Source organism: Baaleninema simplex PCC 7105 (assembly GCF_000332355.1).
In the GTDB taxonomy this organism is placed as follows: Bacteria; Cyanobacteriota; Cyanobacteriia; order Cyanobacteriales; family Geitlerinemataceae; genus Baaleninema; species Baaleninema simplex.
Genome location: NZ_KB235958.1, coordinates 2,992,239 through 3,017,522 on the forward strand (window position 1 = coordinate 2,992,239; position 25,284 = coordinate 3,017,522).

Here is a 25,284-nt window from a genome sequence, read left to right on the forward strand (position 1 = left end):
TTTACGAGCGAGTAATCGCTAGTAGCGTCGAGCAAGTTAAAAGAGAAGAAGACTTGTCTTGGCATCAGGTAAATGGAATTCATCAACAGGTATACGAACGCAAAAAAAAAGTAAATTGGGGACAAGTAAAAAGGTTGGGTTTTGACGAGATAGCAAAACATAAAGGTCACAAAAAATTTGTGACGGTAGTGAGCGATTTAGAGAAAGGAGAATTGATAGAAGTCATCGACTCTCACCAACAAGAAGAAATCGCTGAAGTTCTTCTACAGCAACCGTTAGAGGTCAGAGAGGCAGTCGAAGAAGTCAGTGTAGATATGTGGGAAGGATTTCCAAAGCTTATCGAAAAAGTGTTTCCCAATGCCCAAATTGTCGTCGATAGATTTCACGTTATGAAAGCGGTGAATGACAATCTAAATAAAATCCGAAAGCAGGTGAAGTTTAAAATCAAAATCAAAGGAGCAAAATGGTTATTGCTGAAAAACCAAAAAGACTTAAAAGAAGAGGGATTGGAAAAATTAGAGGCCGTTTTAAAACAGTCAAAACGTTTACGAAAAGCTTATCAGCTTAAAGAGGATTTTAGAGAAATTTATGAAACAACTCAAGACCCAGAGAGCGGAAAAAATAAATTTAAAGAATGGTTGTGTAAAGCACAGAGTATTTATGGTGATGCTGTCAAGACAATTCGCAATCATCTTAACACAATATGTAATTATTTCTTGAGCCGAACAACCAATGGTGTTATGGAGGGTATTAATAATCGTCTTAAACTGATAAAGCGTCAAGCTTATGGCTTTATAAATTTTGAAAATATGCGAATGCGCTTTCTGTCTTGCTTTACTTAATAAGTTTTTCTTATCACCTTGTTTTGCGAAGACCCCGATTCTCCTCGATCGCTCGGCGCGTCGTCCAGTTCTCCTCGGTTCTCCTTACGGCGGTGTCGAAGTCAATTTCGATCGCGACACCATGCAGCGAGTGGTGGTCAAAGAAGACTTTTCACCCTTTTACGCCCGACGTCTGGCCTTGAAAATGGGCTTGCGAGGAGAAGCGATCGAAGCCGTCAGCGCGATCGTCGAAAATATGTATCAGCTTTTCGTGCAGAAAGACCTCGACCTCGTCGAAATTAACCCCCTCGGCATTCGCGATACTGGCGAAGTCATGGCACTCGACGGGAAAATCACGGTCAACGACGAAGCCCTCAGCCGTCACGAAGACCTCGCTCGATTGGTTCACGAAAGCCACCTCGATTCAGAACTCTCTTCAGAAACTGCCTTTCTCAACACCGAATACGTCTCACTCGACGGCAACATCGCCATCGTCTGCAACGGGGCGGGACTCACCATGTCCACCCTCGACCTCGTCTGTCAAGCCAAAGGCAAACCCGCCAACTTCCTGAACCTCGGCAGCGAATTATGTTGGCGAGAAGCCAAACTTCCCCTTCAAGAACGCCTCAAAATTGGCTTAGAACGAGTCACCAAAGCCTCGCGAGTCAACGTCGTTCTCGTCAACCTCATCCTCGGCGTTACCTCTTGTGAAGATATCGTCGAGACCCTCATCGAAGTGGCCGAACGCAAACAGAGCGATCGTACCTATCGTTGGATAGTCCGTCCCATCGGCAGCGACTGCGACATCGCCCAAAAAGCCTTCGCCGACACCGACATTACCGTTCTCGAGAATCTCGACGAAGCCGTCGCCCTAGCCGTCAAAGCCAACAAATAACAGTCACCCGTCACCCGTGGGGTGCGTGACTTAAAAAATCGGGTGTCGAACGTGAGACCAACAAACCGTCACGCACCGCCAATGTACTCCCCTGCTCCCGCTCGTCCCATCACCGCCCTATGCAGTTCACCTCTGAAACCAAAGTTCTCATCCACGGCATCACCGAACCCCTGGCCGCCACCCATACCGTCTTGATGAAAGAATACGGTACCCAGGTCGTGGCGGGAGTTGCCCCCGGCCACGGCGGTAAAACTCAGAACGGCGTACCGATTTACGACATGGTGGAAGAGGCGGTTAAAGAGCAAGGTCCCATCGACGCCGTGGCAATTTTCGTCAAACCCTTCCTCGTTCTCGACGCCGCCTTAGAATCGATCGCCGCAGGCATTCGCAAACTGGCCATCGTCACCGAAGGAATGCCCCCGATGGACATGGTACGCTTGGTTCGCAAGGCTGACATTACCGACACCCTCGTCGTCGGCCCCACCAGTCCCGGCATCATCGTTCCCGGTCAAATTCTCCTGGGAACCCACCCCGCCCAGTTCTACACCCCCGGTTCGGTAGGAATTATCAGCCGCAGCGGAACTCTCACCTATGAAATCGCCCTCTCCCTCACACAAGCTGAGTTGGGACAGTCTATCAGTGTGGGAATCGGCGGAGATGGAATTCTCGGTTCCTCCTTCGCCCAGTGGCTGCAAATGCTCGACGAAGACGATCGCACGGAAGTCATCGTCCTCGTGGGTGAAATTGGCGGTTCCACAGAAGAAGACGCCGCCGAATACGCCGCCGAAGCCATCGACACACCTACCATCGCCTACGTCGCCGGACGCTTCGCCCCCAAAGGAAAACGCCTCGGACACGCCGGAGCGATCGTCGCGGCCCACCTCAGCGGAACGCAACAGTACACGGGAACGGCTCTCCTCGAAACGGACATCGGTACCGCCGAACATAAAATCGAGGCGTTTAAAAAGGTCGGTATTCCCGTCGCCAACCGCCCTTCAGAAATTCCCGCCTTGGTGAAGAAGGCTTTGAAGAAGAAATGATGAGGAGTCGTAGGGTGCCGTGACGCGGCCGAAAAATGTGGAACGAAGTCAGAACGATGAGATGTTACCGCGTCACGCACCGCCCCCAACCGGAAGATGATGAGATGATGAGGAGTCGTAGGGTGCCGTGACGCGGCCGAAAAATGTGGAACGAAGTCAGAACGATGAGATGTTACCGCGTCACGCACCGCCCCCAACCGGAAGATGGGGAGATGATGAGATGGGGAGATGATGGGATGAACGATCGAAACGCTGCGTCGAAAGGGTTTCACTGGCTCGATAACGATACCGTCGCCGCTTGGACGTTTCTGGCACCGGCGTTACTGTTGCTGTTGGCGTTCGTTATCGGACCGATCGGCTATCTCATCTATCTCAGCTTTACGACAGGGAGTTTTACCCAAACTGGAACGCGATGGGTGGGACTTCAGAATTACTGGCGATCGCTCGTCTCTCCCGATTTTTGGCAAGTGGTCGGAAATACGCTCTATTTCTCCGTCGCGACCGTGGTTCCCAGCATTGCGATCCCTCTGGGATTGGCGGCTTTGCTCGATCGCATCCAGACCTTTCGCGGCTTCCTCAGAAGTGCCTATTTTATCCCCTCGATTACCTCGACTGTCGCGGTGGGTTTGGGGTGGCGTTGGCTGTTTCAAACCGACGGCCCCGTCAACCACTTTTTGGACATCTTTGGAATCGATGCGATTCCCTGGTTGGGAAGTCCCGTGTGGGCGATGCCCGTGTTAATTTTACTGAGTATCTGGAAACAACTGGGTTTCAATCTGGTGTTGTTTCTGGCAGGATTGCAAACGATTCCCCAATCCCGTTACGAAGCGGCAGAATTGGACGGAGCAACGCCGTTACAACAATTCTGGCACGTCACGATTCCCGGTTTGCGCCCCACGTTGGTTTTCGTCATCGTCACCACCACTATTTTTACGCTTCGCAGTTTCGAGCAAGTGTACGTCATCACGGGAGGCGGACCGCTCAATTCCACGAATATCTTGGTGTATTACATTTACGAACAAGCCTTCGCCTTATTCGATTTGGGATACGCCGCCGCTGCTGCAACGTTGTTGTTAATGGTGGTGTTAGTTTTGGTATATTTGCAGTTGAAATTGACCAGCGAGGATAATTGATAATTTTTTATCACATCATCAGATCTTCACATCATCTCCCCGTTGGGGGCGGTGCGTGACGCGGTAATATTCTATTGACCTGACTTCGACCAACATTTTTCGGCCGCGTCACACACCCTACGCCTCTCCTCATCATCATCTCTTCATTTTCCTCGGTCTTCCACCTGCGTCGAACGTCCATAGGGCGCGTTTGTGTTCGTCGCCGTAACTGATGTGAATGGGTCGATCGCTCCCGTAATAATATAAAGAATCGAAGGGAAGTTTGCGATCGCAAATCCAATCGACAAGGCGATCGCTGGCTAAATTAACAATATAAAAATCACAAGCCGCCCCCGGTCGCTTACAGTAGTAATTGCCTTTGGTATTCTTCTCAAATGCCATGTGTTGGTCGAGGTTGGGTGCAACGCGGCCGTGACGGCGGCCGGTTGCGGGATCTTTGCGTTCGAGATATCGTTTGAGATCGGCAGAGCAAAAGCCGTAAGTTAACCCGAAGCGATCGCGGCCGAATTCGTCGATAACAGGATCGACAATCTCCTCGACGAGACGGTACAACGCCGGGAGGGTTTCGTCTGGGTTTTTCGGAAACGGATCGATGCGATCGCGGTATTTATGGTAAGTTTGCGTACAGGTACAAACGTCGTGGAGGGTTAGATATTTGCCGAGTTTGAGGGTTCCCAGTTCCACAGTTCTACGAATGCCTCGTATCGGGGTACTGTTTGTTATTTTAGTTTGGCTTTTGGCGGCCTGTTCGTCGGTGCCAGTGTTATTCGATCGCGACCTTATCGAACGGGCGATTTTACTGCAATTTCAGCAAAATCAAGAACACCTCGCTTCACAACTTAAACTCTCGCAAACGCCCGATTGGTCGGTCGATCGCGTGTCGGTGGATTTTAACGAACCTCTCACAATTCAAGACTTGCCCGCTTATCACCTCAAGGGAACTTACAATTTAATTGTAGATTTGTCCACGGGACGGAAAACTCGTAAAAAACAGCCGTTCGACTTATATATTCAAGGACAAAAAGAAGGGAAAACTTGGCGTTTGGCGCGGTATTTTAAAGGTAAAAACGAATCCGAACCGACCTGGAAAACCTACCTGATCGCTCCCGAAAACTACTAAATTGGGAAGATTCACTAAATTAAGTAAGATTTAAAATATTACCTAGCACGGTCGATTATCAATTGAACTCGTCCGTCGGCGTGTGTCACCCATCCCGTCGCTTCTTGCAGGGGCGATCGCTCTTCTTCCCGTGACTTCTCCGCTTCAGTTGTTTCCCCCAACGGCTTGGGTTCCCAGCGAGAAAACCCGCCCACCGTCACGCGATCGGGCGTTTCCCGCGACAGTCCGCCCCGTCCCGTAACCACAAACCGACTCCCCGATCGCAACGCCGAACAGCCATCGGCCACCAACCCGGACAAATCCACGACTTCTGACGAGAGTTCCACCAACGGCGAATTGGTCTCCACCTCCGGTTCTCGCAACTCCACCACACCGCTAAAAGACGACCCTAACGCCGAGGTTGCAGTAATATCGCTTTCTGGAGTCAGTTGCGATCGAAACGCCGTTCCGAACACCCCCACCGCTTCGATTTGAATGCGTCCGCCGAAGCTGTTGAGGGCGTTAGCGGTAATGTCGCTGTTATCCAACGCCACCAGGGTATCGGTGTCGATCTCGATATTTCCCCCCGGTTCCGTTCCTCGGGCGTTAGTGGAAATGCGACTTCCCCCAAACAGCCGCAAATCCGCCAAGTTCAAACGCAAACTTCCCGCCCCCGACGCACTGTCGCCGCGAATCCGTCCCCCGGATTCTAGAGTCAAACGGGAGGTGTCGATCGCCAAAGATCCCGCCTCGCCGCGATCGCTACTACTCACCGTCAGTTCCGCCCCGTCGCGCACGAGGATGCGATCGCCGTTGACGAGCAAATCTCCCGCCGCCCCGCCCCCTTCCGAACTGCTAAATACACCGCTGGGAAAGCGGGTTTGCGACTCGTCCACGAAAAAATCGCGGTTTCGCACTTCCACCGCCGCCGTGGAACCGCTTAACTCCATCTCCGAGACGTTCAACACCACCCGTCCCCCATCGCCGCCGCCGAAGGTTCCCGCACTCACCTGTCCGCCGTCTCGCGCCACCAATCGGGGCGTTTCCACGAACAAATCCGCCCCCGGTGCGTCGCTAAAGGTTGTGGTGGAGAGGGTTGCGGGAACGCCGTTTTCGTCGGTTCCGATGAGTTCGATCGCCTCCGTCGCCCGCACCGTCAGGGTTCCCGCCGCACTGGTTATCGCGTCGCCGCTGGTTCCCGTGGAAATCGCGCCTCCCTCCGCCAAACGCAAAATTCCCGTATCGACGGTTATCGTTCCGCCGCGTCCCGTACTTCCGGCTTCCGAGGTCGTGACGATGACGCTGTTGAAGGTTCCCGCGTTGACGCCGCGCACTTCCAAAACGTTCGATCGCACCGCAATACTCCCCGCATCGCCACCCCCAAGAGTAAATGAGAGAATTTGCGCTCCGTCCGCGATGAGAATGCGATCGGCGTCTAACTTGATGCGTCCGCCGTTTCCCGTGGCGGCGGTGAAACTCGACCCCGACCAACTACTTTCGCGGGTTTCGATTTCCCTCGCCCGAACTGTAAAGGTTCCCGCATTTCCCGCCCCGAAGGTATCCGCCCCGACGATCGATCCCTCTTCCACCACCAAGCGATCGCTTTCGATGAAAACGTTTCCGCCGTCCCCACTCGCCCCCGGCCCCACCGCCGCGAAAAAACCACTCGCAAAAAAATCTTCTCCTGGGGCGATTCCCCGCACGTCCACCAACGCCGTGGTACGAATTTCGATCCCGTCTCCCGGTGCGTCTCCTAGAGTATCCGCCAACAGCGTCGAACCGTCCGCTAAAAACAGATTGCGGCCGATAACCGTCAAATGTCCGCCACCATTTCCGCTGACATCCACCGAAGACGCCGCCGACAGACGAATCTCGCCCCCAGTTGCAGCAGAAACCGAATTTTCGTCGAAATTCCAAGTTCCCCCCTTCAGAGACACCAGAGAAATCGACCCGTTGGCGGCGGTGAGATTCCCCCCGGTGATGGCGATGTCACCGCCGATCAGTTGTAGCGTCGCACCGGGAGACACCGCAAATCCTAGGGCGCGATCGTCGCGGACGGTGGAAAAGTCGTCGGCGAAAGAGAGGTTGTGACCGCTTCCTGTGACGGCGATATTGCCAGAATTCGGCCCCATCTGCACTCCCAGGGGAACGGACACCGACAGCAGGGGCGGATTGTCTTCGAGAATACTGGGAAAACTGGAACCGTCGGAGAACAGCAGGCGATCGCCCGTCGTCCCGAAAAACGACCCACCGATATCGAGACGGGCGTTATCGCCGAGGGTCAGCCCGTTACGATTGAGAAGATAGAGGTTTGCGACGCCGTTGGCGCGAAGAGTTCCGTCGATAAACGAGGGCGCGTTCCCCGTGATGCGGGTAATAATGTTGGCGATCGCGGCGGAATTCTCGAACTGGGCGATCGATCCCGTTTCTAAATCGAACTGAGAAAAGCTGTGAAACAGATTGTGTCCCGCCGTCGTTCCCCCCGTAATGCGATAGAGGCGGTTATCGATTTCAACGGTGGAAGGAACGGGAAGAGAAGCATCGGGAACGATTTGCGCCGCACTGGGTTCGGACAACACCCCCAAAACGAGGGCGAGGAGAGAAACCGTGTTCGACGGCCTAAAAGTGCGGCGAACTCTCATAAACCGATACCAGAAGTAGTGTTTCAGGGAGATGAGGTTACAGGATGTCTCCCCCTCTCCCCCTCTCCCCCTCTCCCTCTCTCCCTCTCTCCCTCTCTAATCCTCTTCGTCCCCTTCCACCTGGGCGCGATACTCTTCAGCGGTGAGGGTTTCATCTAACTCGTCGTCGGGGTTGTCGAGACGCACCTTCAACAACCAGCCTTCCCCGTAAGGATCTTCAGACAAGCGTTCGGGAGATTCGATCGCCTCTTCGTTGCGATCGGTGACGGTTCCGGAAATCGGGGCGTAGAGATCTTCGACAGCTTTCACCGATTCGATCGAACCGAAGGTTTCTCCTTTTTCGACAGTATCGCCCACGTCCGGTAATTCCAAGAACACGATATCGCCCAACTCATCGAGGGCGAAGGCGCTAATACCGATCGTGGCGATTTCTCCGTCGAGGCGAACGTACTCGTGAGAGTCCAGATATCTGAGATCCTCGGGATATTCTAATGCCATAAGACTGTCTAGCAGTGGGGTCGCTATCAATATACTGGAATTTCCTGCTAGACGGAACGCCTCTGACGGCTTAACGCACCAGTTCTGGCTGTGGCGTCTCGGTTGTAGGCGTGGCGTCTTCAGACTGTTTCTGCGCCAGGTACACCGCCAATTGCGCCTCGATTTGGTCTTTGACGATTTGGCGGTACTCTAAAAAGTGTTCGGCTTGGGCGCAAACGGAGAGGTAACTGCTGATTCCGCCTCGATTGTGGCGGTACATCAGCCAGAGGTTGCGCCAAAACTGAAACCGGGTTTTTCGCAGGATTCCTTGACGCCAGGCGATCGTCAGTAACGCCCGAACGACCACCCAAGAGGTGTTTTTCTGGGTGGCTTTCCCTTTATGGGGATAGGTGGCTTCGCCGAGGAAGCGGAAATGGCGATAGGTGCGATCGAGAAACGCTGCCGGGTCGTACAATCGCCAGAAGGCGTCGATATACTCGTGGGCGATGTCTTCTAACGGACGGGTGGGGACGAAGTTCATCAACGTGGTTTGGTTGATGTTGGCGTTTTTCTCCCGCAGGCGTCCTTCTTTTTCTAAACGATGCCACAACGCGGTATCGGGAAGGGCTTGCAGCATACTGAATAAGGCGGTGGGAATGGCGGTTTTTTCGACGAATTCCACGATGCGATCGCCCGCCCCGGCTTTTTCGCCGTCGAAGCCGATGATGAATCCCGCCATGACGCGCAAGCCGGATTTCGCAATTTGAATTACGGCGTCGCTGAGAGGATCGCGGGTGTTTTGATATTTCTTGGTGGTGGCGAGGCTGTCAGCGTCGGGGGTTTCGACGCCCAAAAACACCGATCCGAAGTTACAGGCTACCATCATATCCATCAATTCCTGGTCTTTGGCCAAATCGACGGAGGCTTCGGTGGCGAAGGAGAACGGATAGTTGTGTTCCACCATCCAAGGTTGTATGGCTTTCAGCAGCAGTTTGACGTTGCGTTTGTTTCCGATGAAGTTGTCGTCTACCAGGAAGATGCTGCGACGCCACCCCAATTCGTAGAGGCGATCGAGTTCGGCGAGAAACTGTTCGGGGTTTTTGGTGCGCGGTTTGCGTCCGTAGAGGACGATAATGTCGCAAAACTCGCATTGGAAGGGACAGCCTCGGGAAAATTGCACCGACATTTCGGCGTAGGCGTCGAAGTCGAGGAGATCGAAGCGGGGAACTGGGGTTACCGTAACGTCGGGTTTTTCGCCGTTCGATCGGAACACGCCGCTGGTTTCGCCACGGGCGATCGCTTCGACGAACATCGGTAAGGTAATTTCCCCTTCGTCGAGAATGAGAAAGTCCGTCTCGACGGCTTTTAAATCCTCCGGTAACGCGGTGGGATAGGGACCGCCCACGGCGACAGCTTTTCCGCGACGTTTGGCTTGCTGCACCTGCGCCAGCATATCGTCTTTCTGGACGATCATCGCCGACATCAACACCAAATCCGCCCAGTTCCAATCCTCTTCGGTGACATCGCCCACGTTGCGATCGACCAGTTTGAATTCCCACTCTTGCGGTAAAATCGCCGCGACGGTGACGAGTCCCAACGGCGGTAACATGGCTTTGCGGCCGATGAGTTCGAGGGTTTTCTCGAAAGACCAAAAGCTTTTAGGAAACTTGGGATACAGTAACAGAACGCGCATCGTCAACCTTTCGCTCTCCCGTGCGTGACAGCATTGCCGTCAGACGGCGTGTCAAACTTTGTTGCACTATAACATTTACAAAAAATTGCGGATTCGGCCGTACAGTAGATCGGTGAATTTCCGCGCAACCGTCGATGGCTGAAGTTGTCTTAGAAAAGGTCTACAAACGATTTCCCCAGCGAGGCGACGCCTCGGAGGAAGCGGGGGTGTCGGTGTTGCGCGACATCGATTTGACGGTTCGCGACGGCGAGTTTTTGGTTCTCGTGGGACCGTCGGGATGCGGGAAAAGTACGCTGTTGCGGCTGATTGCGGGGTTGGAATCCCTGACGGCGGGAAAAATTTACATCGGCGATCGCCTGGCTAACGATCTTCCGCCAAAACGCCGCGATGTGGCGATGGTGTTTCAGAGTTACGCCCTCTATCCCCATCTCACGGTGTACGAGAATTTAGCCTTTGGCTTGCGTCGCATGGGACGCCGCAAACCGCCGCCGTGGGAGAGTTTGGCGGTGTCTGCAACGCGGAAATTTCCGAAACCGCTGCGCTACGTGACGCCTCGGGAACGGGAAATCGCCGAACGGGTGCAGCAGGTGGCGCAAATGTTGCAAATCGAGATGTTGCGCGATCGCCTTCCCAAGGAACTGTCGGGGGGACAGAAGCAGCGGGTGGCGTTGGGACGGGCGATCGCCCGCGATCCGGCGGTATTCTTAATGGACGAACCGTTGAGTAATTTGGATGCGAAGTTGCGTTCCGAGACGCGGGGTCAACTGGTGGAATTGCAGCGTCAGTTGGGAACGACGACGGTTTACGTGACGCACGATCGCATTGAAGCGATGACGATGGGCGATCGCATTGCGGTGATGAACGCCGGACAACTCCAGCAAGTGGGTGCGCCGCTGGAACTGTACGAACGCCCTGCAAACCGCTTTGTGGCGGAGTTTTTGGGGTCGCCGACGACGAATTTCATTTCGGTTCGGGTGAAGGATTCTTTGAAGTTAGTCTGTTCCCAGTTTCGCCTGACGCTTCCTTCGAGTTGGGAGAAGTGGTTGCGCCACTACGACGGACAGTCGGTGTGGCTGGGGGTGCGTCCGGAACACTTGAGTTTGAGTGCAGCGGCGGCGAAAAATTTACAATTGCGGATCGATCGCCTGGAAACCTTGGGTAGCGAAACCTATGTTATCGGGAGTGCGGTGGACGATCCGTCGTTGTCGGTACAGGCGAGACTTCCGGGCGATCGGCGGGTGGCGTTGGGGGATGTGATTTGGTTGGCGATCGATCCCGAACGGGTGCAGTTGTTCGATATGCAGACTGAAAGAGCGATCGGTTGGGTTTAGTGGTTCGATCGGCGCAACGTGGCTTTTACTGCTGGATGAACTAGATCGTCTGGAACCTGGTTGCGATCGATATACTCGTTAATTTCCGGTTGATTGTCCAAATAAAAACTCAAAGCATCGAAAACTTGTGCCAGTGTCAAATGAGGCAAATGGTTGAGAATTTCTTCTGGCATAATTCCCAAACGCCACAAACCGACAATGGCTCGGACTGAGGTACGAGTTCCAGTTACGATCGGCTCTCCGCCCAAAATTTCAGCGTTGCGCGTCACGTATCTCGAGAGCGTTTCGGAAGACATAATTCAAAGCTCGATCGCACAACTCGATCGCACAATATATCTTCCAGCATAGCAAGATTTAAAGAACTCAGCCAAAATAAAACCCCGGTGTCTTGGAGATGCCGGGGTTCTGGTTCCGTTTCTCACTGTTTCAACAATTTCTTCGCCTTTTGCCAAAAGGCTTCTAACTCCTCCAACGAATACTCCGAAAGGGGGCGATCGCACGCCGCTTCAACCTTGGCAAACCGCTCTAAAAACCGATGGTTTGTCCCGTGTAACGCTGCTTCTGGGTCGAGATCGTACCACCGCGCCAGATTAATAATCACGAACAACAAATCTCCCAACTCTTCCTGTTGGCGTTCCTTGCTTTCGTGCCGCAAAGCTTGGTGAAACTCGTCGAGTTCTTCGTGAAACTTATCCCAAACACCCTCAACGTTCTCCCATTCAAACCCCACAGCGGCAGCTTTCTTAGAAATCTTCATCCCCGCTGTCAGTGGCGGTAACGTGCGAGCGTAGCGAGTTAATTTCGAGGTCAGTGTCGGTTGAGTTTCCCCCTTTTCCTCGGCTTTTATTTTCTCCCAATTCTGTCGAACTTCCCCAGAAGTATTCGCTTCCACATCGGCGAAAACATGGGGGTGACGACGAATCAGTTTTTCGGCGATGCCATCTGCCACCTCTGCCAGGGTAAAATGACCGTATTCTCGGGCAATTTGCGCCTGTAACACCACTTGTAACAGCAAATCGCCCAATTCTTCGGCGATCGCATCGCTGTCGCCACAACGAATCGCGTCTACCGCTTCGTAAGCTTCTTCGATGATGTAGGGAATCAGACTTTCTGGGGTTTGTTCCAAATCCCAGGGACATCCTCCGTCGGGATCGCGCAGTTTGGCGACGACTTCGACGAGGCGCTGTAAGGCTTGCAACGTGGCGGTTTCTGGAGTCAGCGAATCGGACATGAGGTCGAGTGCGAAACAACTTCGCCGATCGTACCGCGATCGCGAATGACTTGCGATCGAATGTAACTATGGTGTATGATAGAAGTTCACTGGGCGGTTAGCTCAGCGGTAGAGCGCCTGCCTTACAAGCAGGATGTCACTGGTTCGATCCCAGTACCGCCCATTTTTGAATTAAATAGGATAGCAAAAGCTAAAACCCCGGTGGCATCCGGATCGATCGCTCCCCAGGACGGCCGTACCAATCGAAGGGATCGAGCCGTTCCATTCGTTGCTCCCGTCGCCACTGACGCTCTAACTCCCGATTCATCACCTCGGCTTCTTCGGCTTCTTCGGTTTCCCGTTCTTCGATGTAATCCTCCATCAACTTCTGAACCCGAGCCTGAACTTGCGCGTATTCCTCAACTCCCTCGTAAGCATAGCGGTTGTAACCGTTCTCCACGATGAGCGTTTCGAGATACTGAATCCGATCCTCGGTGTCGGGGTGCGTCGAAATCCAAGCGGGAATTGACGGCGCATCGTCCCGTTCGTGCAGTTCCACCATCACGTTCCACAACCCGTCGGCGGCGTATCCCGACGTGGCGAGAATTCGCGTTCCTAAGATATCGGCTTGTCGCTCTTGGTCGCGACTGTAATCGAAAAACATTAAATTGTTGAGAATCCCCCCAGCGTAGGGAACTAACCCCACGACGTTTCCGAACATCGTGGCGTCCACCATCCGTTGAAATCCGTGAGAGAGAACCGCGTGAGACAGTTCGTGAGCCAACAACCCCGCCAGTTCCGCTTCTGATTCCATGGCCAAAATCGCTCCGGCGTGAATAAAGATTTTTCCGCCGGGAAGGGCGAAGGCGTTGACGTTCTCGTCGAGAATCACGTAAAACTCGTAATCCATGTCCCGCCCCGTCAAATCGGCCAGGCGATCGCCGATATCGTTGACGTAATCGGTCACTCGAACATCTTCGACGAGGGGAAGCTGTTCCTGGGCGACTTCGACGAATTTCTCTCCGACGGTGTCTTCCCCTTGTAGCAGTAGCAACGCCAGTTGTAACGTCGGGATGGCCGCGAAAGGCGAACCCGTCGCGAATACACTCAACGCCCCAGTGAAAACTGAGGCGATCGCACTTTCTCGCAAGTCCGCTCGTAAATCCCGTTGGAATTCTTCAAACATTTCGTCGGCGAAACCCCGGAAATTGTCCGCCCTCGAATGTTCGGGAAGCAACAGCGAAAACTGACGGGCGGCGATGGAGGCTTCGAGCCATTTTTCGGCGTCGGCGAGATGGTAGATATAGGTTTCGACGAGTTGCGCTTCGGTGGGATACATCGACGCCGCCCGTTCGAGAACGTCGAGGGCTTCTTCGGGGCGATCGCGATCGCGCAACACCGCCGCTAACCTTAAATAACCGGGGATAAATTCGGGATGTTCTTCAATAAGGAGTTCTAGGGGGACGAAAATTCGCGTTTCGAGTCCCTGTTCGATTCCAGCAGTCGATTCGCGCCAGTATACCGCTCCGGCCGGAGAGAGTAAATCTGGGTCGGAAAACGGTACGGCTCGCGGCCTGAATTCGCCGATGTCTATAGAAAACGGTGGCTTGACTTGGCGATACAGGGCTTCGGCGTCGGTATAATTTCCAGAGAGGTATAGGCGATCGGCTTCGAGAAGAATTTGCAGGCGATCGATATCCGGTGCAAAACTCGATAGGGGATCGTCTTCGTTCTCGGTTGGGTCGGTTGTTGCTTTGGGAATGTTTCCCTCGCCGCGATCGCCCTCTATTTCCCAACGATCGGGTTCTGATTCGGCGGGAGCAGCACGTTCTTCGCTGGGCGTTTCGATATCGGACGCCTCGGGGATCTCGGGAGTGTTTTTCGTTTCAGAACGAGGAAACTTGAGGGTTTTCGTCAATCGCACCGTTGGCGAGATAGCGTAAACTTCGCTAGGGAACCCCCCAAGAGAAAGAAGACTTCCCAACGCGATGAGGGGCAGTTTTTTGAAAGGGTGCATCGCCTTAACCGAATGGGAATTGTTATCTCGATCGTTGCCTTTAATGTAACAAACGAATTGGATGGCGTTTCGAGGACGGCGATACCCCCCAAACTCTCCACTCGACGTTCGGTCATCGAGTTGCAATTTCGAGGCGTTTGACAAGCCTTTTTTAGAAAAATTTCAAAAAAATTTAGATTTTGTTACAAACAACACGAAACCCCCATAATTATTACGGTGTAGGGGCGATCGAGCTTGTCGATCGCCCCTCATACTGTTAATATTGGTAAAGAATATAAAAAATTGGGAAACATTAGCTGCTATGGGTCGCGTTGGCGTTTTGCTCCTGAACTTAGGAGGTCCGGACAAGCTCGAAGACGTCCGACCTTTTCTCTATAACCTGTTCTCCGATCCCGAAATTATCCGCTTACCGTTTCCGTGGTTGCAGAAACCGCTGGCGTGGTTGATTTCGAGTATGCGATCGCAAAAATCCCAAGAGAACTACCGAGAGATCGGTGGCGGATCGCCCCTGCGTCGCATCACGGAAGAACAAGCCAACGCCCTGCAAGCGAGCCTGGAGCAGCGAGGATACGACAGCCGCGTTTTCGTAGGAATGCGGTACTGGCATCCGTTTACCGAAGAAGCGATCGCCCAAATTCACGGTGACGATCTCGACAAACTCGTCATTCTGCCCCTGTACCCTCAGTTTTCCATCAGTACCAGCGGTTCGAGCTTCCGCCTCCTCGAAAAACTTTGGGAAGACGACCCCCAATTACAAAAAGTCGACTATACCGTCGTTCCCTCATGGTACGACCGACCGGGCTACTTACGAGCAATGGCCGATCTGATCGCCAAAGAACTCGACAAACTCCCCGATCCCGATCGCGCCCACATTTTCTTTAGCGCCCACGGCGTCCCCCGCAGCTACGTCGAAGAAGCAGGCGACCCCTACCAACAAGAAATCGAAGCTTGCACCGAGGCGATCGTCGAGACGCTCGGCCGCCCCAACGACTACACCTTAGCCTATCAAAGCCGCGTCGGCCCGGTGGAATGGCTGCAACCCTACACTGAGGATGCGATCGCCGAACTCGCCGAAAAAGGCGTCGAAACCCTCGTTGTCGTTCCCATCAGCTTCGTCTCCGAACATATCGAAACCCTGCAAGAAATCGATATGGAATATCGCGAACTGGCTGAAGAAGCGGGAATCCACAACTTCCACCGCGTCCCCGCCCTCAACACGCACCCGATGTTCGTCGAAGACTTAGCGGATTTAGTCGTCGAAGCCGCCAACGCTCCCAACCTCACTTTCGATGGCGTCATGCACCCCCCCAAACAAACCAAATTCTACCCGCCCGAACGCTGGGAATGGGGATTGACTATCTCGGCGGAACGGTGGAACGGTCGTTTGGCGATGTTGGGCTTTTTGGCCTTAATGGCGGAACTGATTACTGGATACGGACCGCTGCATTTCGTGGGCATTTTATAGAAAATGCAATATAAACGTAGGGTCGTTGCATACAGCGACCCTACAGGGTTGCGGGTTAAATTTTTCACCACAGAGACACAGAGGACACAGAGAGGTGCGATCGGTTTCGACACAACGAGATCGAAATTGACGGCCTAACGAACCGTCAACTCGTACCGTCCTCGTCCGGTGTTATCGTAAGCGTTTACCCAAACGAAATAGGTTCCCGTATAGGGCAATCGTACCTGTAACGCCGAGTTGGTGTTCCCCGGTCCAATATCGTCGTTTTGCGCGATGGGTCGAACCGCTTCGCTCAACAGCAACAGATACGTATCGAAGTCGGGGCTTTCGAGAGTAACCGTCACCGTTTGTCCCTCCCGTCCCTCAAAGCGATAGACATCGTACAAACTCCCGTCTTCGGGGAGGACTAAGTCCCCAGCTTGCAACTGACCTCGTTCCTGTAACAGCAGGTTTCCCGTTGGAGGAGACGGTGCGACGTTACGATCGCCGCTGTTGAGACTGAGGCGATAGCGTCCGGACTCCCCCCCTTGATTGGAGTTCGCCAAGAGGATGTAGCGTCCGGTTTCCGGTAGGCGAACGTGGATTCGGGCGTTACGATTTCCGCCGCCGTTGTTATCTTGGGCGACATCGCTGCCGTTGGGGCCGAGTAGAATCAGGTAGGGATCGAACTCCAAGGACGACATCGCCAGCGTCACCGTTTGGCCGGCGTTTCCTTCAAACATATAAGCGTCGAAATAGCTGTTATCGACGGGGAGGACGTTGTCGCCGTTGCCGAGTTCTCCGTCGACCGGCGGGTCGTTGAGTGCCAAGGTTTGGGGAAGTTGGGAACCCGGAAGCCGACTGCCGATTTGGGGCGTCGTCGCCACGCGGTTGTCACCGACCGAAGCCAGGAACGATCGCACGTCGCGAACGGGAATGGCGAAGCCAATGCCGATATTGCCTCCTTCGCGGCCGAGGGTGAAAATCGCCGTATTGACTCCTACCATTTCGGCGTCCGAGTTGAGTAGCGGTCCGCCGGAGTTTCCGGGGTTGATGGCCGCGTCCGTTTGAATCGTGCCGTCGTTGGGGTCGATGCGGCTGACAATACCGACAGTGAAGGTATTTTCAAAGCCGAAGGGACTGCCGATAGCAAAGGCTCGCTGTCCCACCTGTACGGAGTCGATCGGAGCGATGTCGATGGTGGGGAGGTTGCGAGCGTTACGAATTTGTAAGGCAGCTAAGTCTTGACCGCTGGGGTCGAAGCCGATGACGTCGGCGACGTATTCCCGACCGTCGGCCAGACGGACGGTGACGGTGCGTCCGGCGTTGGCGACGACGTGAGAGTTAGTCAGAACGAGACCGTCAGAGGTGACGATGCTGCCGCTTCCGGTTCCCTCTCCGGCGACGATGGCGACGACGGCGGGACTGGCTTCTTCGTAGACGCGAATGTTCGTCCGCTCGTCTTCATCTTGAGCGAGGGCAGGTCGAGGGGCCAAGGGAGTCGGCGACGCGATCGCGACCGTGGCGAGTCCGGCTGCGAGAAGGCTCGAGGCAGCGAAACGGAGAAGTCGAGAAGTCATGGTTAACGGGGAGGCGTCGGTAAATCGAGAGGTTGACCCGAACGGTTGTAGACGAGGATATCCCATTGACCGTTGAGGTTAGCTTCAAAGGCGATCGTCTTGCCGTCGTCGCTGATACTGGGATTGCGAACGGTGGCGTTGAGGCTGCCGGTGACGTTCCGCAGTTGGCGGATTTCGCGATCGTAAAGGAAAATCCCCGATCGCCCTTGACGGTTGCCCGCAAACACAATGTACCGCCCGTCGGCCGAGACGTCGGGATGTTCGGCCACCGTTGCCAGGGAGTTTAACCCTGGTATAGCAATGGTACGTTGGGTTTGCAAGTCGTATAGGTAAATATCCTGGCGTTTTTCCCGCTCCGACACGAACACGATGTACCGTCCGGCGATGTCCGGGTTCGTTTCCGCCGCCGGAGAGTTCAAACTGCGTCCGCCGGGATCGAAGGGGGTGTTGAGGAGGCGAGGATACGCCGCACACCCGCTCGAAACGGCTGCGATCGCCATCGTCATCAACCAGGTTCGGAATTTCACAGAAAAATTCGTCGAGATAGTTCTATTGTGGCGGTTTTTTGGCATCTTGCGCCAAGGCTGTGACGCTGTTTTAACTGCCATTGGGGCGATCGAGTTCGATGCCGGGTCCGCGATCGATAATTTCGATATCCCACTGTCCCCGCCGTCCCGTCTCGAACACCACATATCGCCCGTCTGAACTGATGTTGGGGTTGCGAACCCAGCCGCGATAACCGCCCGTCAGGACTTGGGTGCGTTGGGTGATGCGATCGTACAGCTCGATTTCCGGACGGCCGCGATCGCTGGCCACGTAGACTAAATAGCGCCCCGTATAGCTGAGACTGGGGGTTTCGGCGATCGCGTCCTTGCGGTTGAGTCGGGGCAACTGCGCGAACTGCTTACGTTGGAGGTCGTACAGCAAAATACTGCGGGTTCCGTCCCGGTTGGAAACGAACGCCAAAAAACGCCCGTCTCCACTCATGGCGGGCTGTTCGTCCGTGTAATAGCTGTTGAGGGCGACGGGGAGTTGGGGGCGACTCGTCGGGGTACAACTGCCGAGTCCTAAGACGGCAATTCCGAGTCCGATTCGCGTCCCCAACCGTCTCAGCCAGTCTTTGACGGGTCTTGTCTGCGCCTCTTGCGTTCCTGCCAACGTTCCTCGCGACTATCGATCGAACTGACTGGAATTGTCTTCTTCGAGTTCATCGTCGTAGGGATTATAATCGCTCGCCACGTCCGGTTCCCCGAAATCGTCGAAGTCGTCCACAGGCGGGTTCGGCGTGCGACTCGTCGGAGGACGACGACGGGGTTCCTCATCGAAATCCGGGTTAATGTCTGCATCGCGGGGCGAACTCGAGGGTTGGGGCGGTTCGTACTCTTCGTAAGTCGCCGTGGTCACGTCCGGCTCGTCTTGGGGCGGACGGGAGGGCGATCGCCCGTAACTCGAAGTGTAGTCGTCGTCCGCTAACGTGGCTTCGACTTCCGTACTCGGTCGCGTCGGGCGAGGTTGAGACGGTCGCGGACGGCGGGATGGCGAAGGACTCGTACCAGACGGGCGACTCGGCGGACGGCGAGACGGGCGACTCGGTGGACGGTTGACATCGCTGTATCCCGCATCACCCCAGGTATCGTCGTTTAAATTCACCGGGGGACGGCCGCCAGAACTCGGGGGACGGCGACGAGGGGGTTTGCGCGTCGTATCCGATGGCGGACGTCGACCGCTGCTTCCGGAACTGCGCCGCGTCGGGGGGCGTCGAGGTTCGTCTTCGTAGCCATAGGACTCCCGAGGCGATCGGCGATCGCGACTCCCCGGAATGCGACGATTGGGCGGATAAGGTTCGTAGGGTTCGATTTCCTCGAACTCCGCTTCGTACTCGTAAGCTTGATAGTCGGGGCTGACTTCCCGTTCTTCGTCCACAATGGGCGTGTTGCGTTTCGCCTGTTGCGTGACGATCCCGCGCAAACGAATGCTTTCGACGGCGAAGAATACCGCCGAACCGGTCATCAGAAACTGACCGAATTGAAGAATGGGGTCGAGACGCCATCCTTGGAAAAACAAAATCCCACCGCACAGCAAGGCCACGGCGGCGAAGAAAATATCGTGATCGCGAGCGAGATTCGGACGCGTCGATCGCAGCAGGTACAGCGCCACGCCACAGATCACCAGGGCAATGCCCATTAAACTGCCCCACCCGAAGCCGTAAGCGACTTGGGCGAGGACGGGTCGAACGCTCGTTACGTGCAGCAGGCCGCGACCGCCTAATGCGATGTTTACCATTAGCCTCTCTCCTACATCAGTCTCATCTTAGCGATTTACACAGACAATCTCCAAGGCGAGCGACGTTCTCAAATGAGAAGCAACAATGCCCACCGTCAGCTTGTCGAGCCTGCTGCTGACGCCAACTCGTAAGAACGCCGAATTAAGAGCGGCGAACTTTATCTTGTTGGCTCAGGAAAACTAGCGCCACCGTCGCCGGAATGACAACGATAACGGCTCCAGCAATCAGGCTATAGAAAAAGTTCATCAAAGAGGGGGTCATAAAACGCGCTTCCTCAAACGATACAAAATAATTCTTTACTAAGTTTAACGATTTGAGGCACGCTTGGAAAGACAGTTTCCGCCGAACCGCTCTCGAACTGCTAGGTTAGGGCGCTTTGACTGTCTCGACGGGGATCGATCGCCCCGAGAGCGAGATACAATAGAGTTCAGAAATTAGTTACAAAGCTTAATAATTGAAAGCGATCGAATGAGTACCCTAAACCTCGTCAGTTTGAGCCTCAGCGTTCTCTTAGGCTTAACTATCCTCCTAATGATTATCCGCATCGTTCTCACCTGGTATCCCCAAGCAGAACTGCAAAAATTCCCCTTCAGCCTGGTGGCGATTCCCACCGAACCCTTCCTCGCCCCTACCCGCAAAATTATTCCGCCTCTCGGGGGGGTTGACATTTCGCCCATTATATGGGTTGGAATTTTTAGCCTAATTCGCGAAATTCTCCTCGGTCAACAAGGGTTGTTGACGATGATGCGGTAGTTCGGCCGGAGAGAGGGAGAGAGGGAGAGAGGGGGAGAGGGGGAGAGAGGGAGAGGGGGAGAAACTATTAACTGTTCCCAGATCCGCTGTTCCCTGTTCCCTGCTCACTGTTCACTGTTTTTCTCCATCCACTTTTCGACGAAGTTGGTGTACACCGTACCTTCGAGGAATTCGGGGGTTTCCATAATCTTTTGGTGGAAGCCGATGGTGGTGGGGATTCCCGTGATCGCACATTCTCGGAGGGCGCGACGCATCCGAGCGATCGCCCGTTCGCGAGTCGGCCCCCAAACGATGAGTTTGCCGATCAGCGAATCGTAATAGGGGGGAATTTCGTAATCCGTGTAAACGTGGGAGTCCACGCGCACGCCGACACCGCCAGGGGGCAAATAACCGCTGATGCGTCCGGGGTGGGGGCGGAAATTGCGATCGGGATCTTCGGCGTTGATACGACATTCGATCGCGTGTCCCCGCAACTCTACCTCGCCCTGAGTCACGGGCAGCTTTTCCCCTTGAGCCACCTTAATTTGAGCCGCGATTAAGTCCAACCCGCAAATGGCTTCCGTGACCGGGTGTTCGACCTGAATTCGGGTGTTCATCTCCATAAAATAGAAATTTCCCGACGCATCGAGGAGAAATTCCACCGTTCCCGCCCCGACGTAATTAATCGCTTTGGCGACTTTGACCGCTGCCTTACCCATTTTCTGACGTAATTTCGGATCGAGTGCGGGACTGGGGGCTTCTTCGAGGAGTTTTTGATGTCGCCGCTGAATCGAACAATCCCGTTCGCCCAAGTGGACGACGTTTCCGAATTGGTCTGCCAGAATTTGAAACTCGATGTGGCGGGGGCGTTCGATAAACTTCTCCATATAAATGCCAGGATCGCCGAACGCGGCTTCAGCTTCCCCTTGGGCCGCCATAAACAGTTTCGGTAAGTCCTCAGCATTGCGAACCAGGCGCATTCCGCGTCCGCCACCCCCAGCAGTGGCTTTAATCATCACCGGATAGCCGATTTTTTCAGCCAGAGCCAGGGCTTCGCGATCGTCGCGGAGTAAACCGTCGCTCCCCGGAACCGTGGGGACGCCAATGCGATTCATGGTTTCGCGGGCGGTGGATTTGTCCCCCATCTGTCGCATGGAGTCGGGAGAGGGCCCGATAAAGGCGATTTGGTGATCGGCACAGATTTCGGCAAATCGAGCGTTTTCGGCGAGGAAACCGTAACCGGGGTGAATGGCGGTGGCGTTGCGCGTCAGGGCTGCCGAGATGATGTTGGGGATGTTGAGATAGCTTTTGTTGCTCGACGGTTCGCCAATACAGACGGCTTCGTCTGCAAGTTGGACGTGGAGGGCGTGGCGATCGACCGTGGAGTACACCGCAACGGTTGCAATGCCCATCTCCTCGCAGGTGCGGAGGATGCGAAGGGCGATTTCTCCTCGATTGGCAATGAGAATTTTCGAGAACTGCATCTTTGAGTGTCTAGGGGCAATGCGGGGATTTCGGAAGCCGGATCGGACGCGACGAAAAAATTTTCCGAAAATAGTGACAATTAACTCGTCGCTATGTTAAGTTACCATAGTGCGGTTAAAAAACGTTAACCGCGCAGATACCACGCGGATGTGGTGGAATTGGTAGACACGCACGCTTGAGGGGCGTGTGGAGCAATCCTTGCGAGTTCGAGTCTCGCCATCCGCATTGTTCGACTTGCTGTCGAAATGAGTATAGAGAAGAGGGGTAGCCACGAGCTGCCTCTCTTTTTTTGTATCCTTGTCAAAACTAGCAATCCGTGTGCGATCGTGGCGATCGCTTGGAGCAAGCTAGGTATAGCGTGAATTGAACTGGAGGGAGATATGACAATGGAAATGACGGCTGAGGAACTGTTAGAGCGCTACGCAGCGGGAGAGCGAGATTTTGCCGGAGTCGAGCTAAAAAATATCGATCTAAAAGGGAAAAATATAAGTCACTTAAATTTAAGAAACAGTTTTTTGTCTAATGTTAATATGGAGAGAGTAAACTTAAGAAATTCCGATCTGTCGGGAACGAACTTAAGTAACGTCAATTTATTTTATGCCAATCTGGAGTTTTCCAATATTTCTAATTCAAATTTAAGTAATGTCGATCTACATGGTACTCATTTAAATAGTTCTGATTTGAATCAAGCAAATCTAAGCAAGGTTAACTTAGGCTGTGCCGAATTAGAAAATGCTAACTTAAAAAATTCAAAATTTACTCAAGTTACTTTAAACGGGGCAAATTTAATAGCTGCTTGTCTTGAAAAAGCTAGTTTAAGAAAAGCCGATCTGCGGGAGACCGGACTACAGCATGCCGACTTGAGTTATGCCAACTTGCAAGAAGCAGATCTATCTGAAGCTACCTTATATGGAGCTAATCTTAGATGTGCTAATTTAAGGGGTGCTAGAATGTATACAACAATTCTGGCTGCAGCTAATTTGACTGAAGCCGATCTCAGAGGTATTGACTTAGAAGACTTAGAGACTGTCGATCTGAACGAGGCTAATCTAACGGATGCTCTCTTTGATTTAGATATTTTAGAATCTTAATGCAATCTTGGGAAGTGTTCAGAAAATCGTGACTGACCGGCCCAAAAACCTTGATTTTCCGCTTGAAAATCTGGACTTACACAAAAATCCGAGTACTCTCAATCTTGAAATATGAAAATCCAAGTTTTTTGAACTTATCGATCTGAAAATCTTACTTTCTTCTCTTAAAAAAGTTTCCTACATTTCGCATCGATCTCGATCTCTAATTCATTCTTGTGTTATATTTTGTTGAAGCCAGTATACTCAATGAATTTCAACTTAGGGAATAGAAAAAAATTCTATGTTAGTTAGTGGGCGTAGGGTGCATTAGTGAGCTACAAAATTAGGTTGAAGTTGAGCTAATTCGATTCCCATGTCACGCACCAACAACCATTTTTACGTTCTTGAAATGCCCCCGTCGGTCTTGACTTCCACCAATCGATCGTCTACATTTTTGTAGCGATAAGTCGTTACTTTCTCAACTAAATACACTAGACTTAGATCTTTGTAAATGTAGATTTTCTATCATTTATTTGAATTTTGAGTGAGTGATTATTTATATATTTTATTGATTGTTAATTATGTTATGTAAAGATCTACATCGATTTCTATATTTAGCTCGACACATTTTAAGAGTGTTTTTTTATCAAAATGAATAATTGGAGTAGACTCTTGTGGAGAAAAGTATGCAGAACAAGCAAATTCACCGTAATATTTTCTACATAGTTCTGCTACAATTTCTTTCTTAGGTTCCAACACGAATAGGAGGTTTTTAATGTGTTTTTCAAAATCGATCTCTGATGGAGAAGTCTCAGACTTCAATCTCCAAACACTAAACTTATATTTCCTTTTTGTGCCTGAATATAAATCTCCAGATTTCCAGAATTTTGTCGGCTCTAATTTTAAAAGTTCGGAAATTCTATCGGGTTGAAAATCGAAACGCGAAAGAGAAAAATACACTGCCACTTCCATGAATTTACATAATTAGTCACAGTAACGGGTGAGGCTTAATGAGAAGAGTTAGACATAGGGTGCGTTAGTGGGCTACAAAATTTGGTTGAAATTGAGCTAATTCGATTCTCAAGTAACGCAATGACGACTATATTTTACATCCTTGAGATTCACCCGTCAGTCTTGACTTCCATTAATCGATCGCCCACATTCTCGTAGCGATAAGTCGTCTTTCCATCAGCTAAATTAGTGGGAGCATCCCATTTCGGCAATTATAGATAAGCAGCTACTATTGAGAATACTGGCTTGCCTCTCACAGAGACGAATTCACCTACGTCTTGAAACGATTTTCAACAATCAATTGTCATGTATCTTCCAAAACGGGATGCTCCCAAATTAGTGTTCTATATTAAACTAATACGAAGTTCGACGCTTCTGAAATATCTGGGTTTTGGCTATAAAAATCTTCATGAGTAAAGTAAGAGTATCCATTGATTGCTCTATAATTTTCGATACCTAAATATAATGAAAGCTCCCATACAGCTTCTTGACCCATATATTCAATGTCAACTTCAGATTTCTGTAAAATATTAGATAATTCTTCAGGATGCGTATTAGGTAAGCATAAACTTAGAATTGCGAAAATAAATTGAGATACTCTGGCATCAAAATCTTCAAATTTACTATTGCTTTCTATATTCTGATTATAAAAATCACTTATTTTTACTCCTTTTTTGTAAATTAAAATCACACAATAAAGACCAGTAATTACAATAAATGATAAAACCAGTCCATTGACTTTAGAAGGCAAAAATCGAGTTGTAGATTCAATATAAAATAAATCTAAATCTTCTGATTTACTTTCGTAGACAGTTATCCATTCATTTTTAGGAGGAGATATGTAGGCACTTGAGTTGTTCGATCGAGTGATTTCTCTTACAGAAGTTATCACAGAATCAATTTGATTTGACTTAATTTGGTAATTAACAAATTCTTCACCCATAACCAGAAAGTATCGCCCTATAATATTTATAGCTTCATCTCTGTGAGAGGCAAGCCAGTATTCTCAATAGTAGCTGCTTATCTATAATTGCCGAAATGGGATGCTCCCTTAGTGGGCTACAAAATTCGGCTGAAGTCGAGTTAATTTGATTCCTACGTCACGCACCAACAACCATTTTTACAGTCTTGAGATGCCCCCGTCAGTCTTGACTTCCATCAATCGATCGCCCACATGGTCGTCAGTATAGACGATCGATTGGTTGCCATGGAGCAGGTCGGAAATCCTGTCTTCGGAAAACTGTCCCAATCGCTCCCGTTCCGGCGTCGATTTCGACAAACTCATCCGCAGCTCTGTATCGTGGAACTCCACACGCCAGA

At 52.2% G+C, this 25,284-nt stretch carries 25 protein-coding genes, 2 tRNA genes and 1 pseudogene; 12 read left to right on the forward strand and 16 right to left on the reverse strand.

Annotated elements, in window-relative coordinates; translation table 11 throughout:
• The 4 genes from GEI7105_RS30780 to GEI7105_RS0115320 form a co-directional block, all read left to right on the forward strand.
• On the forward strand, positions 1 to 842 hold an 842-nt coding region (locus GEI7105_RS30780), incomplete at its 5' end, for an ISL3 family transposase (RefSeq protein ID WP_035492552.1).
• Positions 802 to 1,716, forward strand: coding sequence for an ATP-grasp domain-containing protein (locus tag GEI7105_RS30785; protein WP_071592020.1), 915 nt, complete (start codon positions 802 to 804; stop codon positions 1,714 to 1,716). The genes GEI7105_RS30780 and GEI7105_RS30785, both read left to right, overlap by 41 nt.
• A gap of 119 nt (positions 1,717 to 1,835) precedes the next feature.
• Positions 1,836 to 2,756 carry a succinate--CoA ligase subunit alpha gene (locus tag GEI7105_RS0115315; protein ID WP_017661318.1) on the forward strand — a complete coding sequence of 307 codons (921 nt, stop codon included), beginning with the start codon at positions 1,836 to 1,838 and terminating at the stop codon, positions 2,754 to 2,756.
• Positions 2,757 to 2,992: 236 nt separating this feature from the next.
• The gene (locus GEI7105_RS0115320) at positions 2,993 to 3,889 is read left to right on the forward strand and encodes a carbohydrate ABC transporter permease (RefSeq protein WP_017661319.1); all 897 of its coding nucleotides are present in this window, start codon (positions 2,993 to 2,995) and stop codon (positions 3,887 to 3,889) included.
• A 135-nt stretch (positions 3,890 to 4,024) separates the two neighbouring features.
• On the opposite strand, the gene GEI7105_RS0115325 is transcribed toward GEI7105_RS0115320, so the two are convergent.
• Complete coding sequence (locus tag GEI7105_RS0115325) at positions 4,025 to 4,567, reverse strand: hypothetical protein (RefSeq protein WP_035493164.1); 543 nt, start codon at positions 4,565 to 4,567, stop codon at positions 4,025 to 4,027.
• Positions 4,568 to 4,583: 16 nt separating this feature from the next.
• On the opposite strand from GEI7105_RS0115325, the gene GEI7105_RS0115330 reads away from it, so the two are divergent.
• Positions 4,584 to 5,009 carry a hypothetical protein gene (locus GEI7105_RS0115330; protein ID WP_017661321.1) on the forward strand — a complete coding sequence of 142 codons (426 nt, stop codon included), beginning with the start codon at positions 4,584 to 4,586 and terminating at the stop codon, positions 5,007 to 5,009.
• A 38-nt stretch (positions 5,010 to 5,047) separates the two neighbouring features.
• Here GEI7105_RS0115330 and GEI7105_RS0115335 read toward each other — a convergent pair whose 3' ends face one another.
• From GEI7105_RS0115335 to GEI7105_RS0115345, 3 genes are all read right to left on the reverse strand, one after another.
• A complete protein-coding gene (locus GEI7105_RS0115335; protein ID WP_017661322.1) occupies positions 5,048 to 7,630 on the reverse strand; it encodes a beta strand repeat-containing protein in 2,583 nt (860 codons plus the stop codon).
• A gap of 96 nt (positions 7,631 to 7,726) precedes the next feature.
• Complete coding sequence (gene gcvH / locus GEI7105_RS0115340) at positions 7,727 to 8,128, reverse strand: glycine cleavage system protein GcvH (RefSeq protein ID WP_017661323.1); 402 nt, start codon at positions 8,126 to 8,128, stop codon at positions 7,727 to 7,729.
• A gap of 70 nt (positions 8,129 to 8,198) precedes the next feature.
• The gene (locus GEI7105_RS0115345) at positions 8,199 to 9,800 is read right to left on the reverse strand and encodes a B12-binding domain-containing radical SAM protein (RefSeq protein WP_017661324.1); all 1,602 of its coding nucleotides are present in this window, start codon (positions 9,798 to 9,800) and stop codon (positions 8,199 to 8,201) included.
• 134 nt (positions 9,801 to 9,934) lie between these two features.
• On the opposite strand from GEI7105_RS0115345, the pseudogene GEI7105_RS41270 reads away from it, so the two are divergent.
• A pseudogene (locus tag GEI7105_RS41270) lies at positions 9,935 to 10,510 on the forward strand (ABC transporter ATP-binding protein); the annotation flags it as partial.
• A 147-nt stretch (positions 10,511 to 10,657) separates the two neighbouring features.
• On the forward strand, positions 10,658 to 11,131 hold the full coding sequence (locus tag GEI7105_RS41275) for a TOBE domain-containing protein (RefSeq protein WP_445958303.1): 474 nt from the start codon (positions 10,658 to 10,660) through the stop codon (positions 11,129 to 11,131).
• Here the strand turns inward: GEI7105_RS41275 and GEI7105_RS0115355 are convergent.
• Both GEI7105_RS0115355 and mazG read right to left on the reverse strand, forming a co-directional pair.
• On the reverse strand, positions 11,128 to 11,427 hold the full coding sequence (locus GEI7105_RS0115355; protein WP_017661326.1) for a DUF433 domain-containing protein: 300 nt from the start codon (positions 11,425 to 11,427) through the stop codon (positions 11,128 to 11,130). The genes GEI7105_RS41275 and GEI7105_RS0115355 overlap by 4 nt on opposite strands.
• Positions 11,428 to 11,549: 122 nt before the next feature.
• The gene (gene mazG / locus GEI7105_RS0115360) at positions 11,550 to 12,362 is read right to left on the reverse strand and encodes a nucleoside triphosphate pyrophosphohydrolase (protein ID WP_017661327.1); all 813 of its coding nucleotides are present in this window, start codon (positions 12,360 to 12,362) and stop codon (positions 11,550 to 11,552) included.
• A gap of 91 nt (positions 12,363 to 12,453) precedes the next feature.
• Here mazG and GEI7105_RS0115365 point away from each other — a divergent pair.
• Positions 12,454 to 12,525 (forward strand) — tRNA-Val (locus tag GEI7105_RS0115365).
• Positions 12,526 to 12,552: 27 nt separating this feature from the next.
• Here GEI7105_RS0115365 and GEI7105_RS30790 read toward each other — a convergent pair.
• Complete coding sequence (locus tag GEI7105_RS30790) at positions 12,553 to 14,265, reverse strand: M48 family metallopeptidase (RefSeq protein WP_158413216.1); 1,713 nt, start codon at positions 14,263 to 14,265, stop codon at positions 12,553 to 12,555.
• Between the two features lie 394 nt (positions 14,266 to 14,659).
• On the opposite strand from GEI7105_RS30790, the gene hemH reads away from it, so the two are divergent.
• A complete protein-coding gene (hemH, locus tag GEI7105_RS0115375) occupies positions 14,660 to 15,823 on the forward strand; it encodes a ferrochelatase (protein ID WP_017661329.1) in 1,164 nt (387 codons plus the stop codon).
• Positions 15,824 to 15,957: 134 nt separating this feature from the next.
• Here hemH and GEI7105_RS0115380 read toward each other — a convergent pair whose 3' ends face one another.
• The 5 genes from GEI7105_RS0115380 to psbX all read right to left on the reverse strand — a co-directional run bounded on the left by GEI7105_RS0115380 (position 15,958) and on the right by psbX (position 19,927).
• Complete coding sequence (locus tag GEI7105_RS0115380) at positions 15,958 to 17,382, reverse strand: trypsin-like peptidase domain-containing protein (protein ID WP_017661330.1); 1,425 nt, start codon at positions 17,380 to 17,382, stop codon at positions 15,958 to 15,960.
• A 2-nt stretch (positions 17,383 to 17,384) separates the two neighbouring features.
• Positions 17,385 to 17,909: a TolB family protein gene (locus GEI7105_RS0115385; RefSeq protein ID WP_245555421.1), complete on the reverse strand. Its 525-nt coding sequence runs from the start codon at positions 17,907 to 17,909 to the stop codon at positions 17,385 to 17,387.
• A gap of 70 nt (positions 17,910 to 17,979) precedes the next feature.
• Positions 17,980 to 18,540, reverse strand: coding sequence for a TolB family protein (locus GEI7105_RS0115390; RefSeq protein WP_017661332.1), 561 nt, complete (start codon positions 18,538 to 18,540; stop codon positions 17,980 to 17,982).
• Between the two features lie 12 nt (positions 18,541 to 18,552).
• Complete coding sequence (locus GEI7105_RS33585) at positions 18,553 to 19,665, reverse strand: Ycf66 family protein (protein ID WP_017661333.1); 1,113 nt, start codon at positions 19,663 to 19,665, stop codon at positions 18,553 to 18,555.
• Between the two features lie 142 nt (positions 19,666 to 19,807).
• Positions 19,808 to 19,927: a photosystem II reaction center X protein gene (gene psbX / locus GEI7105_RS0115400; protein ID WP_017661334.1), complete on the reverse strand. Its 120-nt coding sequence runs from the start codon at positions 19,925 to 19,927 to the stop codon at positions 19,808 to 19,810.
• Between the two features lie 207 nt (positions 19,928 to 20,134).
• On the opposite strand from psbX, the gene GEI7105_RS0115405 reads away from it, so the two are divergent.
• Positions 20,135 to 20,419 (forward strand): YggT family protein, encoded by a 285-nt coding sequence (locus tag GEI7105_RS0115405; protein WP_017661335.1) that lies wholly within the window; start codon positions 20,135 to 20,137, stop codon positions 20,417 to 20,419.
• Positions 20,420 to 20,523: 104 nt separating this feature from the next.
• Here GEI7105_RS0115405 and accC read toward each other — a convergent pair whose 3' ends face one another.
• Positions 20,524 to 21,882: an acetyl-CoA carboxylase biotin carboxylase subunit gene (gene accC, locus GEI7105_RS0115410; protein ID WP_017661336.1), complete on the reverse strand. Its 1,359-nt coding sequence runs from the start codon at positions 21,880 to 21,882 to the stop codon at positions 20,524 to 20,526.
• A 144-nt stretch (positions 21,883 to 22,026) separates the two neighbouring features.
• Here accC and GEI7105_RS0115415 point away from each other — a divergent pair.
• Positions 22,027 to 22,108: transfer RNA gene (locus GEI7105_RS0115415), tRNA-Leu, on the forward strand.
• A 161-nt stretch (positions 22,109 to 22,269) separates the two neighbouring features.
• Complete coding sequence (locus GEI7105_RS30800; protein WP_017661337.1) at positions 22,270 to 22,974, forward strand: pentapeptide repeat-containing protein; 705 nt, start codon at positions 22,270 to 22,272, stop codon at positions 22,972 to 22,974.
• Between the two features lie 558 nt (positions 22,975 to 23,532).
• Here GEI7105_RS30800 and GEI7105_RS0115425 read toward each other — a convergent pair.
• From GEI7105_RS0115425 to GEI7105_RS38530, 3 genes are all read right to left on the reverse strand, one after another.
• On the reverse strand, positions 23,533 to 23,925 hold the full coding sequence (locus tag GEI7105_RS0115425; protein ID WP_017661338.1) for a DUF4279 domain-containing protein: 393 nt from the start codon (positions 23,923 to 23,925) through the stop codon (positions 23,533 to 23,535).
• Positions 23,926 to 24,313: 388 nt separating this feature from the next.
• Positions 24,314 to 24,907, reverse strand: a complete 594-nt coding sequence (locus GEI7105_RS37410; protein ID WP_144053825.1) for a hypothetical protein — start codon at positions 24,905 to 24,907, stop codon at positions 24,314 to 24,316.
• Between the two features lie 177 nt (positions 24,908 to 25,084).
• Complete coding sequence (locus GEI7105_RS38530) at positions 25,085 to 25,249, reverse strand: hypothetical protein (protein WP_158413217.1); 165 nt, start codon at positions 25,247 to 25,249, stop codon at positions 25,085 to 25,087.
• Positions 25,250 to 25,284: the final 35 nt, after the last annotated feature.